Below are 16,068 nucleotides of genomic sequence, written 5' to 3'. Positions count from 1 at the left end.
AGAACACTCAATACAAAAAATCAAGTCATTGATTTAAAACAAAATAAACCGTATCGGCAGGCTTTTAATATTGTGGTTTTAAATAACTTTACTGTTATGTCTTTAAATTAGTACTAATGAAGATGAATCGAAAATTACAACAAAATAGAAGTAAACAAGACTTATAGTTAATAGGTTTAAATATTTTTTTCATGAATAGTTAAGTATAAAAGAGGACATAAAAGTGGAACGAGAATCGATGGAATTTGACGTAGTTATAGTCGGTGCTGGCCCTGCAGGTTTGTCTACAGCTTGCCGATTGATGCAGTTGGCTCAAACACAAGAACAAGAACTCATGGTTTGTGTTGTTGAAAAAGGCTCTGAAGTCGGAGCTCATATTTTATCTGGAGCTGTTTTCGAAACCCGTGCTCTAGATGAGTTGTTTCCAGACTGGAAAGATAAAGGCGCACCACTTAACACCGCCGTGACTCAAGATGATATCTATTGGTTAAATAACGAGCAAAAGGGCATTAAAATCCCAGGCTTCTTATCACCAAAGACCATGCACAATGAAGGCAATTATATTGCAAGCATGGGCAATATGTGTCGCTGGTTAGCAGATCAAGCCGAGCAACTCGGAGTGGAGATATTCCCGGGTTTTGCAGCCTCTGAGGTTTTCTACAATCAAGATGGTAGCGTGGGCGGTGTAATTACAGGTGATATGGGGCTTGATGAAAACGACGAACCAAAAGATTCTTTTATGCCTGGCATGGAGTTGAAAGCTAGATATACAGTTTTCGCTGAAGGTTGCCGAGGCCACCTTGGCAAGCAGCTAATTAAAAATTTTAATTTAGACAAAGGGAAATCACCACAACACTACGGAATCGGTTTCAAAGAAATTTGGGATATTGAACCTGCAAAACACCAAGAAGGTTTAGTGGTTCACACAGCAGGTTGGCCGCTTAATGATGCGACAGGCGGTTCCTATTTATACCATAGTGAAAACAATCAAGTCTTTGTAGGACTAATAGTCGATCTTAATTATAGCAATCCACACCTAAGTCCTTTTGATGAATTCCAACGCCTCAAGCATCACCCCATTTTCAAACAGTATCTCGAAGGCGGCAAGCGAGTATCATATGGTGCAAGAGCCATTGCCAAAGGAGGATTCAATTCGTTACCCAAAATGACCTTTCCAGGTGGATTATTAGTTGGTTGTGACGCCGGCACGTTAAATTTTTCAAAAATCAAAGGCAACCATACAGCAATGAAGTCAGGCTTAATTGCGGCTGAAACCTTGATGGAAGTACTAAGTGACAGTAAGACTCCTGAATCTCAAGATTTAGCCGTGTTCACTGAGAAGTTTAAACACTCTTGGCTTTACGATGAATTATTTAATTCCCGCAACTTTGGTCCGGTTTTACATAAACTAGGCACAATTATGGGGGGAGCCTACAATACAGTAGACCAAAACTGGCTTAATGGCAGGTTACCTTTTAACTTCATAGACAATGTTGAAGACCATCATGATATGAAATTGACAGGTGAAACAAACAAAATTGACTACCCTAAACCAGATGGAGTGCTGAGTTTCGATAAGCTTTCTTCAGTATATTTGTCCAATACTAACCACGAAGAAGGACAACCTTGCCATCTAAAATTAAAAGATAAGAGTATTCCTCTTACTATTAATTTCACTAAATTTAATGAACCCTCACAAAGATATTGCCCCGCAGGTGTATATGAAATAGTTAAAAATGAAGCTGGAGAAAAACGTTTTCAAATAAATTCACAAAACTGCATTCACTGTAAAACATGTGACATAAAAGATCCCAGCCAGAATATAACCTGGGTTGTGCCAGAGGGAGGAGGTGGCCCCAATTACCCAAATATGTAACATAGCTCAAAAGGATGAAAGCCAACAAATGAGTTGCACTCAATTTATTTGTTGGTTTTGTTGCTTTTAATCTAGTGCGTAATTATCCTTCTACACTAAGACTCAATATTTAGTTATTACAATTATTGTTATGCCCTCAGTTAATTACCAAGTTCACTCAAACGATCCCAGTAAACCTTGGATAGTATTAATTCATGGATTATTCGGCAATTTAGATAACCTATCTGGTTTACGACGGCTCTTTACCGGACAATTTCAAGTTTTGTGCGTAGATCTTCCTGATCATGGCAAATCAGATTTTACGGAGGTTTTCAGTTTTGAAAGTTATGCTCAGTTAATCCGCCAAAAAATTACTGAATTGGGCATTAGCCAGGTCACTCTATTGGGTCACTCTTTAGGTGGAAAGGTAGCTATGAAAATAGCCCTAACGTCACAAGATTTAGTTAAACATTTGGCCATACTCGATATTGCACCAGTGAGTTACTCACCAAGGCACGATAATGTTTTCGAAGGGCTAAATGCTATTGATTTACATCATTTAGAAAGCCGCAAGCAAGCAGAGTTATTATTGAGTCAACATATTGTAGAAAGTGGCGTGAGGCAATTTTTACTAAAGAGTTTATATAGTCAAGATGAGAGTTGGCATTGGCGATTTAATTTAAATTTATTGCAGCGAGATTATCTAAGGTTATCAGCTGCAATTGAATCAAATATACCTTATCCAGGTCCTGTTTTATTTATTAAAGGCCAGCGGTCTGATTATCTACTAAGTGAGCATAAAGCTGCAACGTTAGAACTATTTCCTAACAGCCAATCTAAAATGATCAAAGGTGTCGGGCATTGGCTCCATGCTGAAGAGCCAAACTTATGTTTTGAGATAGTTTCAGCATTTATCGATTCGCATCCATAAGCTATGAGAACAATGTACTGTTATTGTCTAAATATCGACTTAGTTACCAAAATTAAACCATCCTCAATAAGGCGAATTACGCTGAAGACTCATTATTTATTGTCTTACTTAATATTAATATTCGCCTCGATTAGCTCTCAAATGTTAGAGGCCTCACAAACTTATAAATTTGCAGTGAATAGCCCTGGCGCACCTCCTTATCTGTATCTTGATGAAACAACAAATACTTATGTAGGTTTAATCAATGATGTTATCCAAGAAGCCTCTAAAATGTATGGCATTTCGGTTGAGTATGTAGACTCACATAGAGCCCGTAACGAACCCTTAATTTATGCAGGAAAAATTGATGCTTTTTTGTTGAGTAAGGTTTGGCTATCCCACCCAGAAAAGGTTATCGCGAGTACCCCTTTGTTCAGCCACAGAATGTTTTTGTATAAAGTGCAACCATTCGAAGAGAACTTCAACTTACTTAGTATTGAGAATAGTAAAATCTGTACTCGTGAGAATTATGTCTACCCTAGTTTAACCAATATGTCAGCAAACGGTATTATCGAAAGAGTAGACTCAAGATCACAAATATCAATAGTAAATATGCTGATTGCTGGTCGCTGTGAGTTCGCCATAATGAATGAGTTTAATGCCGTTAACATTATGACCTCAGGCGACTTTAAAAATTATACATTCTATACTTCTCCCATGCCAACTGACGAAACACACACAGAAATAATCTTAAGGTCAGAGTTGAGCGAATTAAAAAAACAGCTTGACGACACAATTGCCATCATGCAAAAAGATGGCCGTCTCATCGCATCTCTAGAACATCATGTAAAAAACAAGTTAACGCCTTAACATCTGAAGCCATTATCTTCTTTTTAAGGCTCGAATCATTTTCATAAAAAACCACTCTGTGCTAGTATGCGCCCGAAAAATCGGATACTGAGCAAGAGTAGGTAAGACTTATGCTAAGCGAATATTACGAACAAATAGAAGCCTTCGCGCTAGACGTAACGCTAATAGGACTATTTTTGCTTATGGCGTATGTCGTACACGACGTATTAAAGAAAAACAAGGTACCCACAATTGGTAAATTAGTAGTGTACTTTGTGTTATTTTTAGGAGCATTAGGCTTCATATTTAAAGGTGTGATGCAGTGGGTTATTGAAAGTTAATCCCGCTTACAACTGACTTAACATATAGATAAGATTGACGTAGAGGAAAAACGACTGATGGCAAGTGTAGGTCTATTTTTTGGCAGTGACACAGGCAATACTGAACATATTGCGAAAATGATCCAAAAAGAATTAGGCAAAAGCCTTATCGATGTTCATGACATAGCAAAAAGTAGTAAAGAAGATATTGCTGAGTTTGATCTTCTACTTTTTGGAATACCCACTTGGTATTATGGTGAAGCCCAGTGCGATTGGGATGACTTTTTTCCAGAACTCGAACAAATCAATTTTGAAGACAAACTTGTTGCCATTTTCGGATGTGGTGATCAAGAAGACTATGCAGAGTACTTTCTTGATGCCATGGGTATGGTTAGGGACATTGTTGAAGCTAAAGGCGCAATACTAGTAGGTCAATGGTCTGCTGACGGTTATGACTTCGAAGCCTCTAAAGGTATGGCTGACGAAAATCACTTTGTGGGCTTAGGAATAGATGAAGATAGACAACCAGAGCTTACTGAAGAGCGTGTTAAAGCTTGGTGTAAGCAAATTAACGAAGAATTATGCTTAGCTGAATTAAGTTAAATAATAGAGGAGCTACGGCTCCTTTTTTTAATGTTTTGTTAAATACTTAACACAAATACTCAGGAATGCCTTTTAAATCAGAATAGGTCACCTATAATGTCCACATACTCTATCTGTAAGTAAGCTCATGGATCAAAATAAAGAATTAAAAAAAGCGGGTTTGAAAATCACATTACCACGCTTAAAAATACTCGAAATACTGCAACTACCTCAAAATCAACATATTAGTGCTGAAGACGTTTACAAAATATTGATTGAACAAGGTGAAGAAATAGGGTTAGCAACCGTATACCGGGTACTTAACCAATTTGATGATGCTGGTATTTTGAACCGTCATCACTTTGAAGGTGGAAAATCAGTATTCGAAATTAGCCATAAAGAGCATCACGATCACCTCGTTTGTTTAAAATGTGGCAAAGTAATCGAATTTGAAGATGAGTTAATCGAAGAACGTCAGAAAGCTATTGCCGAACGTCACAATATGAAGCTAACACATCATAGCCTTTATCTATATGGTGAATGTAATGAAGATTGTGACGAAGAATAACGTTAAATAACGCCGCTTTTAAGCGGCATTTTTCTGTTAGAAACCCAACAAGGCACATCTACCTTCCTAAATGGTCCTTTCTCAATTATTGACCTTGTTCAAATACCTGAAAGTGGCGATATAAATATTGCTTAATAAAACTCACAAAAGCTGACCATTAAGATAAAGAAACCAACCATGATAAAGTTTAGTATACTGAACATCACGGTATATGTTAGATAGCAAGCTCAATAAGAGGTTCATGGCATCTGGGGCGGTAACTAAACATATTAGTGTTGGCTCTGGAGGTATCACGCTTCCTAATCATTCACCTTTAAAAAAGGCAAAGTACTGCTTGCTTGTAGCCTATTATCACAAACCGCACACCTTAAAAGGTATGATCAACAAAACTAGCTCGGTGGATATCCACAATTTCTACCGAGACAAAAACACTAGTCAATACTAACGCTTTTAATTCATTAAGAACTGAATTGGATATTTCACTTTTTTGCTCATCCGTGCGGCCACTCAAAATATGAGCGGATACGTGCAAAAAATCCTTTGATGTATCATGTAATCTAAACTCAGGGCGAGGCTCTACACGAATTTTTATTGCCTCTGGCGGAAAATGACCGCTGTTTTTAGCGCCAGCAAACACTTTATCCATAATAGTGTCAGCATCAATTTGATTAGTTAATGAACCACTGTGTTCAATTACAAAATTTGGCATGTTGCGAATTCCTTTAAATTAATGATGGTGTATTTTTAAATTATACCCGAACAATGAACGTTATAAGTAACAAGGTTAAATAAAAATTATAAGCACCTAAGTTATATTTAACTAAACAAATGTATTAACGCCACACCAAATCTCCATTGCGATAGACCTTCGAGTATTGTAATTTTGTAAAACAACATGACAATTAATGAACAATGACTCAGCATTTCGGCTTAAAAAAAAGCAATCGTTACAGCATAAATGATAAAGATGTATTTGGTGATATTCGCCGCCATAGACTAATGCAGGTAAGCATTGTGAGCTCTTTAAGTTTAATCGCTTCAATGTTGGTTGCTATAAACATCACGTTAGTCATTTTGGCGATAGGACTTACTTGTTTACTCGTCTCAGTTTATTTTGCCTATAAACAAAAAGTAATGGCTTCGGCCTACATACTACTCGGTTCTTTAACGGCAATGTTATTTTCACTCGCATTAACTGGCGCTGGCTTGCTCGACTTGGCAATTCTTGGATACCCGAGTTTACTCATTTTTGCAGCAATTTTAGGAGGTGGCGGCTTATTTCTTTCGATGCTTGTGTTTACAATACTCCAATGTATTTTGTTGGCTTGGTTAACACTCAGTAACATCATAACGCCAAATGTACCAATTCTGAGCTGGTCTCACTTAATTTTCACTTTAGTTATATTCATCGTCACAGGGTTCAGCGTTTACATATTAGTCCGAGATATAAAACGTCTAATGTTATCATTACATAGAGAAAATACTAAAGTTCAAGAGAGCCAACGTAAAATTCAACATTTAGCTCACCATGACCCCTTAACTAATTTACCTAATCGCTTATACGGCGAAGTCTTATTTAGACAATCACTAAAAAACTGTCATAAAAATCAACAAGAACTAGCCTTACTATTTTTTGATTTAGACAACTTCAAACCCGTCAATGATGTTTTGGGGCACGTCGCAGGTGATCAGTTATTAAAAGAACTAGCCCTGCGGCTAACAGAAACATTACAACCGAATCAGCATTTAATTCGATTTGGCGGAGATGAGTTTTTGGTTTTAGCCCCGCATTCAAATGGTTTACCCTATCTCACTAAATTAGCAAACGAGCTAATAAACCAATGCTCGGCGGTATTCAACATTCAACATACTCAAGTTACCGTTTCTGCTTCTTTGGGGATTGCATGCACCTCACTTCATGGAGCAAACTTTAAACAGCTTTGCCGCAAGGCAGATATTGCTATGTATAAAGCTAAAGAAGCAGGTAGAAGTACCTTGCACTTCTACGATAACAGTCTAGATAAAGCCAGTGATGAAAAGTTTAAATTGTTACAAAGATTGCGGCCAGCCATTACTGAGAAACAATTCACGCTCTATTATCAACCTATGGTCAATATTAAAAGTGGTGAGGTTATAACGGTTGAAGCTTTACTACGGTGGCCACAATTAGATGGCAGTATTATTACCCCAGAGCAGTTTATTCCTCTAGCAGAAAGTAGTGGACTAATTAATGAGCTAGGTGCATGGGTAATACAAGAAGCTTGCGCATTTTGTGCAAGACAAAGACGACAAGGTCATCACAAGCTGCGGGTGGCAATAAACCTTTCAGTCATTCAATTTAGAGATGGAAATTTACAAAATACAATAGAGACAGCATTACAAAAGGCTAATTTACCACCAGAAGCTTTAGAGTTCGAACTAACCGAGTCACTCCTCATAGATGATAAGAATCAAATAGATAAGCAACTCAATGGATTAAGCCAACTAGGTGCATCAATAGCTATTGATGACTTTGGAACAGGATACTCGAACCTCGGCTATTTGAGAGAATTTAACGCAAGAAAGTTAAAGATAGACCGATCCTTCATTAGCTCTCTCAACAACGATGAACAAGACGACTCAATTGTTAAAGCAATCATCAACATGGCCAGTAGTTTGGGCTTAAAAACGGTAGCAGAAGGCATAGAGGATGAAGAAACACTAAGTAAATTAATGGCACTGGGCTGTGAATTCGGACAAGGCTACTTTTGGTCAAAACCAATACCGGAAGATGTGTTATCAGAATACTTAAAGAAAATATAATTTACTTTTAAAAAATCAACACTATTTTTTTCTTGCTCTGCCCTTAGATACGTATAGTCAAATCACTACAAGCTTGTTATCCACTGTAACGTTAATTTTAGTACCTTATGTTTTTGACTTTTTTCAGGCTCAAGTACATTAAAAATATGATCCGCTCCGCCTAAATAATATACATCTTCGGTAACAGCCATACTCGCTTCAAAAATCGTTTTTTCATGGGCTGGTAAATAATCGTCGGTACCACGAACAGCTAACAGATGGCCTTTGAACTCGCTTAAGTTGCGAATGGGGTTATACCCTAACATCCCCAAAACATGCTCGCGGGTAAATATTAAATCAGCCCAAGGTTCTTTTAGTAAACTTTCCCCCTCATCAATTGCGCCTCTAACCGCGGCATAAAAATTAGGTTGTGTAACAATCTCATTAGGATTTAACGCGCTAGACCATAAAACCACTCCTTCAAAGGTTTTAGGATGACGGCTCACTAACTCCAAAGCGGTTGCTCCTCCAAGGCTAAAACCGACGACTACTAATGGTAATGTAGGAAGTTGGCTCTTTAAATACTTCAAGGCTGCCTCTGTATCCTCCATCCTACTTTTGAATGTACTAGTTAGTGTAAAGTTACTTTTTTCTCTCTCAGACTCTCCTCTTACGTCGAACCTCAGTGATGCTATACAGTTGTTATGTAATTGTTGAGCCAAGTCTTTATATAAATCACCCACTTCATTCTTTTGGCCAACCCAGCCATGGATTAATAAAACCGCAGACTTAACCTTACAATTTGGTTTCTCTAAGGTTGCAGTGGCGCCAGTACTTAAAACAAGATCTTTAGTGAAAACTGATGACGGTTTTAAAGTTGAACTCATGACGACCTTAGACGCAGCACTACAACTTAAAAACACAATACTGAGACTAAATCCCGCTAACAAAACGCCACAAAATTTATTCATTTTCATAGATACCTTTTTATTATTATTGTTTAATCTTAGTTCTGGAAATCACTCATAAAAGAATTCATTTTGAATTGTAAACTCAATTAATTAGGTGCATTAAAGGTTGCTGGATATTCTAATCCTACGCAGTGTTGCCCGCAAAGTAGAAAAATATGGGTCTTGCAGCTAATGTTCATGTAGTACTTTGGTTATTTAGTAAACCCTGTTAGTACAAACTTTTGCACTCTTCTACCCGTATTAACTTCAGATGTATACAAGTTACCTTCACTGTCAACCACCACACTATGTAACCAAGTGAATTGGCCAGGATATCGACCAGGTCTACCAAAACTCCCTAAAATTTCGTAAGTATCATGCCATAGTACCCATATGCGCCCATTCATCATATCAGCCACATACATGTATTTGTTATCCGGCGAAAAATCAACATCGGTAGCACTGCCAACTCCGCCGGTATCTTCGGCTATAATCACTTCTTGTAAAAATTCCACTTTGCCTGACTCATTCATTTTAAATACTTGTAGACGATTGTTTTTTCTATCGCATACATAAATTCTGCCATCATCTGACTGCACCACACAGTGTACAATGTCGCCAAAATTTTCTGCTGTGACACTATTTTTATCAGCACTTGAAACAGCTTGAGATACATCAAATGCGCCATCGCGGGTACCACCACCAGGCAAACTAGCATACCCTCCCCAAAGTTGCTCAAAAGTATCATCTTTAGAGTCAAAAGCGGTCACTCGCTTATTTATGTAACCATCTGCAATAAGCACTCGATTAGATTCAGTATCATGAAAAATATCTGCAGGGTTGCCTAAAGTACTTTCACTTAAATTACCGTCAGTCTCACCACGACGTCCAAACTGACGTATGAACTCCCCCTTTTGGGTATAATTGAGCACCACATGATCGCCTTTACCATTACCACCCAACCATACAGTATCTTCATCATCCACATATAAACCATGGACAGTGGCTGGCCATTGGTTTTGACCATCAATGACAGGAGCTTTATCTGGTCCGCCCCAAGAATTTAATAGTTGCCCATCAGGTGAAAACTGCAACACGTGCGGAGCTGCCTCGCAGCAAAGGCCTGATTTATTCGTTAGACCTAAATCAATTCTGCTCAAAGAGTTTGGGCGGTGTAACACCCATACATTATCATGCTTATCTAATGCTAACCCGGGCACTTGCCCCATCAACAAGGTTGCTGGCATGTCTGGCCATCCTGCATCAACCTTAAATTGTGGTACCGTATGACTCACGTTCTCTATAGGGTAACTCTCAACTGAAGTTAAGCTAGATTGCTCATTCACCTTTATTTGAGTGGTTTCAGCCAAAGTCTCAGCACTATAGAGTGACAACATGAAAAATCCAAATACTCGGACATTAATTGACAAATTTTGAACAGCAAACATGCTTAAACACTCCTGATTATCTAATTAACTAAAAGTAAATCTCATTATAATCTGTAAGAATATGACAGCTAAGATTAGATTACACCGCACAATGGCCGATCTGCGATGAGTTACACATAAAAAAAGCTGGAGTAAGTTCGAAAAAAGCCGGAAATAATCAATTGAAGCAGCTGCTATAAAAGTTAATAGACACAAAAAACAGCTTATTTTTTATTCTTAATTACAGTGTACTAATTAAGAAATTGGAAAAAGTAGAATCGATCAGCTGGATAGAATTCGAACCCTCGACCCCAGTCGATGATTGCCGCTACCCTTCAGCCTGAGCTTTGAAGTGATATATGAAAATGGGAAAACTTATTAAATGGTCGGTGTGATAGGATTCGAACCTACGACCCCTTCGCCCCCAGCGAAGTGCGCTACCAAGCTGCGCTACACACCGACCGAAGCTGCGCAGTTTACTCAAATTAGCTAGATTTGCAATGCTAAATCACTGTAATCAGTTTTGTTTGCACAATCCTTAGCCAAGAATGTACTTAATTTGATTTAGGTCTTAATAGTTCAAACTTTTGTTCTTCACTTACCGTGTAGTAATCACCCATACCACCAGCTCTCATCACGGGCTCCATGACCGCAGTATCGTAAACACCATCTTTTAATGCGGTTTGAGCAATATGTACTCCAACCACTTCACCCAGCACTAACCATGTTTGGCTATTTTCACCTTTGGCAGATCGTAACTGCACAACCTGTGAGGTTTTGCATTCCATTACCACAGGGCTTTCTGCCACATATGGCACGTCAATAACCTTTGAGGCACCTTTCGTTAGCTTCGCAAGCTTAAATTCGTCAACGTCTGGGGCGACAGACATGCTCGTTTTATTCATAGCTACAGCCAAAGGTTTTGTGACTAAGTTCCAACAAAACTCTCCGCTTTCCTCTGCATTTTTGACACTGTCTTTAAACCCTAAACTTGAAAAGCCAATAATGTGAGGGGAGTAATTAAAAGCATTAAAAAAGCTATAGGGCGCAAGGTTTACAGCCCCCGCTTTGCTCTTTGTTGAGATCCAACCAATTGGCCTTGGAGCAATAATGGCACTAAAAGGATCATGAAGTAATTGATGACCATCTTTAGGTTGGTAGAAATGTGAATTATTCGGCATTACAGTCTTTTAAATATACAATAAGAAACAAATGTTTCACTCCATAGAGTGATTTTGAATGCTAAGACTTGTCGTCAGCACTTATACGACTGGCGGTTGCACCTGATTGATCTTTATATTTTGCATCAGATCTAGCGTTGTAAGGTTTTTCTGCAAAGTCAGATAATACCTCAAAGCTTATTGCACCGATTTTCATTCCCGGTTTCAAAGCTAGAGGTAATTTACCGCTATTGAATATTTCTAACACTATATTACCAGCCCAGCCTGGGTCAATTCTATGGGCAGTAACATGGACCATTAACCCTAACCTCGCTAATGAAGAGCGCCCATCTAGCCAGCCAACAATATTGGCAGGTAAGGTAACAGACTCAAAGGTTACAGCTAATGCCAACTCACCAGGATGTAAAAAGAAGGCTTTATCGTCAGCAATCTCAATTTCATCACTCATGACATTATTTAGTGCCGCTTGAACTTCAGCTTTAGGGCCGCTTAAATCAATATACGGTGCTTGATGGTCTTCAAACACTCTAAATTTATTCCCCAATCTCATATCAACTGTTACGCCACTTATTTCTTCATAAGCGGGTTGAGGAGATACTTTAATTTTTCCATCTAATAAATGTTTGTAAATATCTTTATCACATAAGCGCATAGCGTCTGATTCTTTATTGTGTGGTGTTAAATTAGGCTGTATGCCGTTTTACTCTTTGCAGAGAGCTTACGCCATTTACCCAGCTTTAAGGTAATAATTTTTATGACATTTTTATCACTAAGTAATATTTTGTGCCACTTTTTAGATAATGATTAAAATTATTCATCACCAATGCAATTTCGTAATGCAATGATCAGGTATTTTCGCTACTATTTGCGACCTTTTTTAAAACTCAATAAACATAAGTGACCATGTCTGAACAAACTCGCAAAATTCTAGTTACCAGCGCCCTTCCCTATGCTAACGGCTCTATTCATTTAGGTCATCTTTTAGAGCATATTCAAACCGATATCTGGACTAGATTTCAACGAATGCGTGGTCACAACTGTTATAGCGTTTGTGCGGACGATGCCCACGGCACACCTGTTATGCTCAAAGCCCAACAGTTAGGGATTACACCAGAACAAATGGTGGCGCAAACCCGTGATGAACATCATGCAGACTTAGTCGATTTTGGTGTTAAATACGATAACTACCATGTGACCCATTCGGATGAAAACAAAGAGTTATGTGAATTAGTATACAACCGCTTAAATGATGCGGGTTTTATTAGTAAACGTACTATTAGTCAGCTGTTTGACCCTGAAAAAGAAATGTTTTTACCTGATCGGTTTGTGCAAGGTACATGCCCTAAGTGTGGCGCAGAAGATCAAAATGGCGACAGTTGTGACGTATGTAGTGCAACCTACGATCCTACTGAGCTTATTAACCCAAAGTCAGTGGTATCAGGTGCTGAGCCTATTTTACGTGATTCAGAACATTACTTTTTTGACTTACCTCAATTTGAAAACATGTTACAAGAATGGTTACAGAGTGATGCCATCCAACCAGAGATCGCCAACAAACTAAAAGAATGGTTTGAAGAAGGGATGCAGCAGTGGGATATCAGCCGTGATGCACCTTACTTTGGTTTTGAAATACCAAATGCTCCAGGCAAATTCTTTTATGTATGGGTAGATGCCCCTGTGGGTTACATGGCGAGTTTCAAAAACCTATGTGATAAAAACGGCCTTGATTTTGATGAGTACTGGGGTAAAGACTCGGATGCGGAGCTTTATCACTTTATTGGAAAAGACATTACTTACTTTCACTGTTTATTTTGGCCTGCCATGTTAGAGGGTGCAGGCTTTAGAAAACCAACAGGTGTTAACGTTCATGGTTTTGTCACTGTAAATGGTGCTAAAATGTCCAAATCTAAAGGCACCTTTATTAAAGGGCGCACGTATTTAGATCACCTAAATCCTGAGTATTTACGTTACTACTTTGCGTCAAAACTAAGTGATGCAGTCACCGATATTGACCTCAACTTTGAAGATTTTGCACAAAAGGTAAACTCAGACTTAGTGGGTAAAGTCGTGAATATCGCTAGTCGCTGTGCTAGCTTTATCACAAAACGTTTTGATGGCAAGTTATCCACTAATGTACTTGAGCCTGAACTAGTCGCTGAGTTTCATCAGGCAGAAGCCAGCATTGCCACTGCATTTGAGAAACGTCAATATCATAAAGCTATTCGCGAAATAATGGCCTTAGCAGATAAAGCCAATCAATTTATTGATGCCAATGCTCCTTGGGTAACAATTAAAGATGAAACTAAACAGCAATTTACCCACGATGTATGCTCATTGGGCATCAACTTGTTTCGTATTCTAGTGACATATTTAAAGCCTGTTGTCCCTACATTGGCGCAGCAGTCAGAAATATTTTTAAATGATGAATTGGCTTGGGAAAGTACTCAAACGGTGTTAACCGACCACAGCATCAATAAATTTAAAGCCTTAATGCAACGAGTAGATATGGATAAGGTTAACGCCATGATTGATGATTCAAAAGAAAACCTAGCGCCAACGGTAACCCTTGACCCAAATAGTCCTTTAGCCAAAGATCCTATTGGCGACACCATAAGCTTTGAAGATTTCGCTAAAATCGATTTACGTATTGCCCGCATTACTAAAGCTGAACATGTAGAAAAAGCCGATAAACTGTTACGTTTAGAGTTAGATTTAGGCGGCGAAACGCGACAAGTATTTGCTGGAATCAAATCAGCTTATCAACCGGAAGAGTTAGAAGGTAAATTGACGGTTATGGTGGCTAATTTAGCCCCTCGTAAAATGCGCTTTGGATTGTCAGAAGGCATGGTGTTAGCTGCTGGCCCTGGTGGTGAAGACTTATGGATACTTAATCCAGAAGATGGCGCACAACCGGGTATGAAAGTTAAATAAGTAGTTTTACTTTTGGCCTAATTACCACAGCCTATAAGGGCTGTGGTAATGTTAACGTTGTGGCGTCTACTATTTTCCAATCGGTAGACTGCTTACAATTGCACTTGCTATTAATCCCACAAAAATAGTAATAGCAAAACTAGTCAGCGTTCCTAACATCACATATTCTGTTAACTTTTTGCCTTGTGCGTTAGTTAAATCTCCAAATCTAAAAACAGACTTAGTCGCTAACAAAAAGCCAATGGCCGAAAATTGGTTTAACACAATGAAGGTTAAAATAAGTAACCTTTCTAAGTAGCCAATCATCATGCCCGCAGATTCTAGTGAACTATTATTTGTATCTTGTTGCGCAGCTTTTTCTACCTCCTCTATTCGTTTTAACTCTTTTGTCCACGGGGCTAAAATCATGGTCATCACAATAGATGTTGGTTTTAAAATAATAAGATACGCAACAACTAGGGTTAAATGCTTGTAGCTTATCGTTTGATACAACGCGCAAAACTCTGTGAGTTTACCACTTGCCCAAGTCCACAATAAAACTAAGACGAACATATGCGCTAGCTGGTCTAAAACAAAGTTCATAGTGGTTTTTCTAGCATATGATTTCGTCAGATCAATGATAAAGTGACTAACAACAATCACACTACAATATACAAGATTTAATAACCAACCTGAGCTACCTAACAAGGCTAAAACACCAAAAGAAAGCAAACCGTGAACGGCAACATGCTTATACAAAGCATGAGATTTATGGTGTGTAAGGTTACGTTCAGCCACCCAAGTATTGGGCTGTAAGTAAAAGTCACTCAATATATGAACTAATATCAAAGTCACTAATATACTTATCTCAGACATGGGCAAACTCCTCTTCATAACACGCAGCAATATGGCTTAAATATTCATCTACAAGCTGATAACGACTAGCTAATAGCAGTTTAGTAATGTTACTACGAGTTTTACCCAGAGAGGCCGCTAAAGCCGCATGAGACTTATCTTCAGAAGTGACATAACGTAATAATGTTTCGGATTGAATAATAGTTAAGTCACTTAAAAGATTATCTAAGAACTTAGTTAACAACCCCACTTTTACCTGAAAGCTTGAGTTATTCGTGGCGACTGTAATTAAGTTACCTTTTATTGTATCTAAGCCTTTACCTGACAAGGTAAAAGCTTCACCAGTTGAAGTTTTTATATCTAAACGTCTAGAGGTCACCTCGCCAATACCAATACTTTGCCTCACATCAAAAGAAGGGCTGACAGCTTTAAGGGCTAACCGAATAATAATGGCTGATTTTATTGCCTCTATAGGGTTATCAAATATGCATTGGAAAGCATCACCACGATATGTTTCAAAGCTCATATTGTAATGGGCCTTTAACATAGCTAAAGTACTCTCTAATGTATGTAACATGCTGTCATAATTTTCTGATTTAATCTTTTGAGAGCCAACAATATCACCTGTTACCACTCCGATTGAGTTGTTACTCATACCAATTTCGCCACGCTATATCTATTTAAACCCGCCACAAAGTTACTATATAAGGTAACATTTTACAATGTTACTCTATTTGGGAACTTTTATAAAAGTTACTATTTTAGGTAACATACTCAACTATCGACTTGTTAATATTTTACTTACTGGGCAGTAGACAAGCTCAATTCAAATATGTAGCATCAACATCAGCAAGACAGACCTGTCTACTATGTATTTATA

The 16,068-nt window shown here is 38.2% G+C and carries 15 protein-coding genes and 1 tRNA gene; 8 read left to right on the top strand and 8 right to left on the bottom strand.

The window, feature by feature from the left end:
- Nucleotides 1-238: 238 nt before the first annotated feature.
- The 6 genes from ABJD71_RS15220 to fur all read left to right on the top strand — a co-directional run bounded on the left by ABJD71_RS15220 (nucleotide 239) and on the right by fur (nucleotide 5,084).
- Entirely contained in the window at nucleotides 239-1,876 is a 1,638-nt protein-coding gene (locus ABJD71_RS15220; protein WP_348171947.1) for an electron transfer flavoprotein-ubiquinone oxidoreductase, read from the top strand.
- Nucleotides 1,877-2,006: 130 nt separating this feature from the next.
- Nucleotides 2,007-2,786, top strand: a complete 780-nt coding sequence (locus ABJD71_RS15215) for an alpha/beta fold hydrolase (protein ID WP_348171223.1) — start codon at nucleotides 2,007-2,009, stop codon at nucleotides 2,784-2,786.
- A 141-nt stretch (nucleotides 2,787-2,927) separates the two neighbouring features.
- On the top strand, nucleotides 2,928-3,635 hold the full coding sequence (locus ABJD71_RS15210) for a transporter substrate-binding domain-containing protein (protein ID WP_348171220.1): 708 nt from the start codon (nucleotides 2,928-2,930) through the stop codon (nucleotides 3,633-3,635).
- Between the two features lie 110 nt (nucleotides 3,636-3,745).
- Nucleotides 3,746-3,955 carry a DUF2788 domain-containing protein gene (locus ABJD71_RS15205; protein WP_348171218.1) on the top strand — a complete coding sequence of 70 codons (210 nt, stop codon included), beginning with the start codon at nucleotides 3,746-3,748 and terminating at the stop codon, nucleotides 3,953-3,955.
- A gap of 57 nt (nucleotides 3,956-4,012) precedes the next feature.
- Nucleotides 4,013-4,537, top strand: coding sequence for a flavodoxin FldA (gene fldA, locus ABJD71_RS15200; RefSeq protein ID WP_348171215.1), 525 nt, complete (start codon nucleotides 4,013-4,015; stop codon nucleotides 4,535-4,537).
- A 127-nt stretch (nucleotides 4,538-4,664) separates the two neighbouring features.
- Nucleotides 4,665-5,084 (top strand): ferric iron uptake transcriptional regulator, encoded by a 420-nt coding sequence (gene fur / locus ABJD71_RS15195; protein WP_348171212.1) that lies wholly within the window; start codon nucleotides 4,665-4,667, stop codon nucleotides 5,082-5,084.
- Between the two features lie 367 nt (nucleotides 5,085-5,451).
- Here fur and ABJD71_RS15190 read toward each other — a convergent pair whose 3' ends face one another.
- On the bottom strand, nucleotides 5,452-5,793 hold the full coding sequence (locus ABJD71_RS15190) for a 5-carboxymethyl-2-hydroxymuconate Delta-isomerase (RefSeq protein WP_348171210.1): 342 nt from the start codon (nucleotides 5,791-5,793) through the stop codon (nucleotides 5,452-5,454).
- Nucleotides 5,794-5,996: 203 nt separating this feature from the next.
- Between ABJD71_RS15190 and ABJD71_RS15185 the strand changes: the two genes are divergently transcribed.
- Entirely contained in the window at nucleotides 5,997-7,886 is a 1,890-nt protein-coding gene (locus ABJD71_RS15185; protein WP_348171207.1) for an EAL domain-containing protein, read from the top strand.
- A gap of 65 nt (nucleotides 7,887-7,951) precedes the next feature.
- Here the strand turns inward: ABJD71_RS15185 and ABJD71_RS15180 are convergent, their stop codons facing one another.
- From ABJD71_RS15180 to dcd, 5 genes are all read right to left on the bottom strand, one after another.
- Nucleotides 7,952-8,836 carry an alpha/beta fold hydrolase gene (locus ABJD71_RS15180; RefSeq protein WP_348171204.1) on the bottom strand — a complete coding sequence of 295 codons (885 nt, stop codon included), beginning with the start codon at nucleotides 8,834-8,836 and terminating at the stop codon, nucleotides 7,952-7,954.
- Nucleotides 8,837-9,027: 191 nt separating this feature from the next.
- The gene (locus ABJD71_RS15175) at nucleotides 9,028-10,263 is read right to left on the bottom strand and encodes a hypothetical protein (protein ID WP_348171201.1); all 1,236 of its coding nucleotides are present in this window, start codon (nucleotides 10,261-10,263) and stop codon (nucleotides 9,028-9,030) included.
- Nucleotides 10,264-10,625: 362 nt separating this feature from the next.
- Nucleotides 10,626-10,702, bottom strand: a tRNA-Pro gene (locus tag ABJD71_RS15170).
- 94 nt (nucleotides 10,703-10,796) lie between these two features.
- Complete coding sequence (locus tag ABJD71_RS15165) at nucleotides 10,797-11,423, bottom strand: flavin reductase family protein (RefSeq protein ID WP_348171198.1); 627 nt, start codon at nucleotides 11,421-11,423, stop codon at nucleotides 10,797-10,799.
- Between the two features lie 61 nt (nucleotides 11,424-11,484).
- Entirely contained in the window at nucleotides 11,485-12,075 is a 591-nt protein-coding gene (dcd, locus tag ABJD71_RS15160; RefSeq protein WP_348171195.1) for a dCTP deaminase, read from the bottom strand.
- Nucleotides 12,076-12,326: 251 nt separating this feature from the next.
- On the opposite strand from dcd, the gene metG reads away from it, so the two are divergent.
- Nucleotides 12,327-14,354, top strand: a complete 2,028-nt coding sequence (gene metG / locus ABJD71_RS15155; RefSeq protein WP_348171192.1) for a methionine--tRNA ligase — start codon at nucleotides 12,327-12,329, stop codon at nucleotides 14,352-14,354.
- A gap of 69 nt (nucleotides 14,355-14,423) precedes the next feature.
- On the opposite strand, the gene ABJD71_RS15150 is transcribed toward metG, so the two are convergent.
- Together ABJD71_RS15150 and ABJD71_RS15145 are read right to left on the bottom strand one after the other, a co-directional pair.
- Entirely contained in the window at nucleotides 14,424-15,209 is a 786-nt protein-coding gene (locus tag ABJD71_RS15150; RefSeq protein ID WP_348171189.1) for a DUF3307 domain-containing protein, read from the bottom strand.
- Entirely contained in the window at nucleotides 15,202-15,843 is a 642-nt protein-coding gene (locus ABJD71_RS15145) for a hypothetical protein (RefSeq protein WP_348171186.1), read from the bottom strand. Before ABJD71_RS15145 ends, ABJD71_RS15150 begins: the two co-directional genes overlap by 8 nt.
- Nucleotides 15,844-16,068: the final 225 nt, after the last annotated feature.

The organism is Paraglaciecola sp. (genome assembly GCF_039943935.1).
Lineage (GTDB): Bacteria > Pseudomonadota > Gammaproteobacteria > Enterobacterales > Alteromonadaceae > Paraglaciecola.
This window is presented reverse-complemented; position numbering and strand designations above follow the sequence as displayed.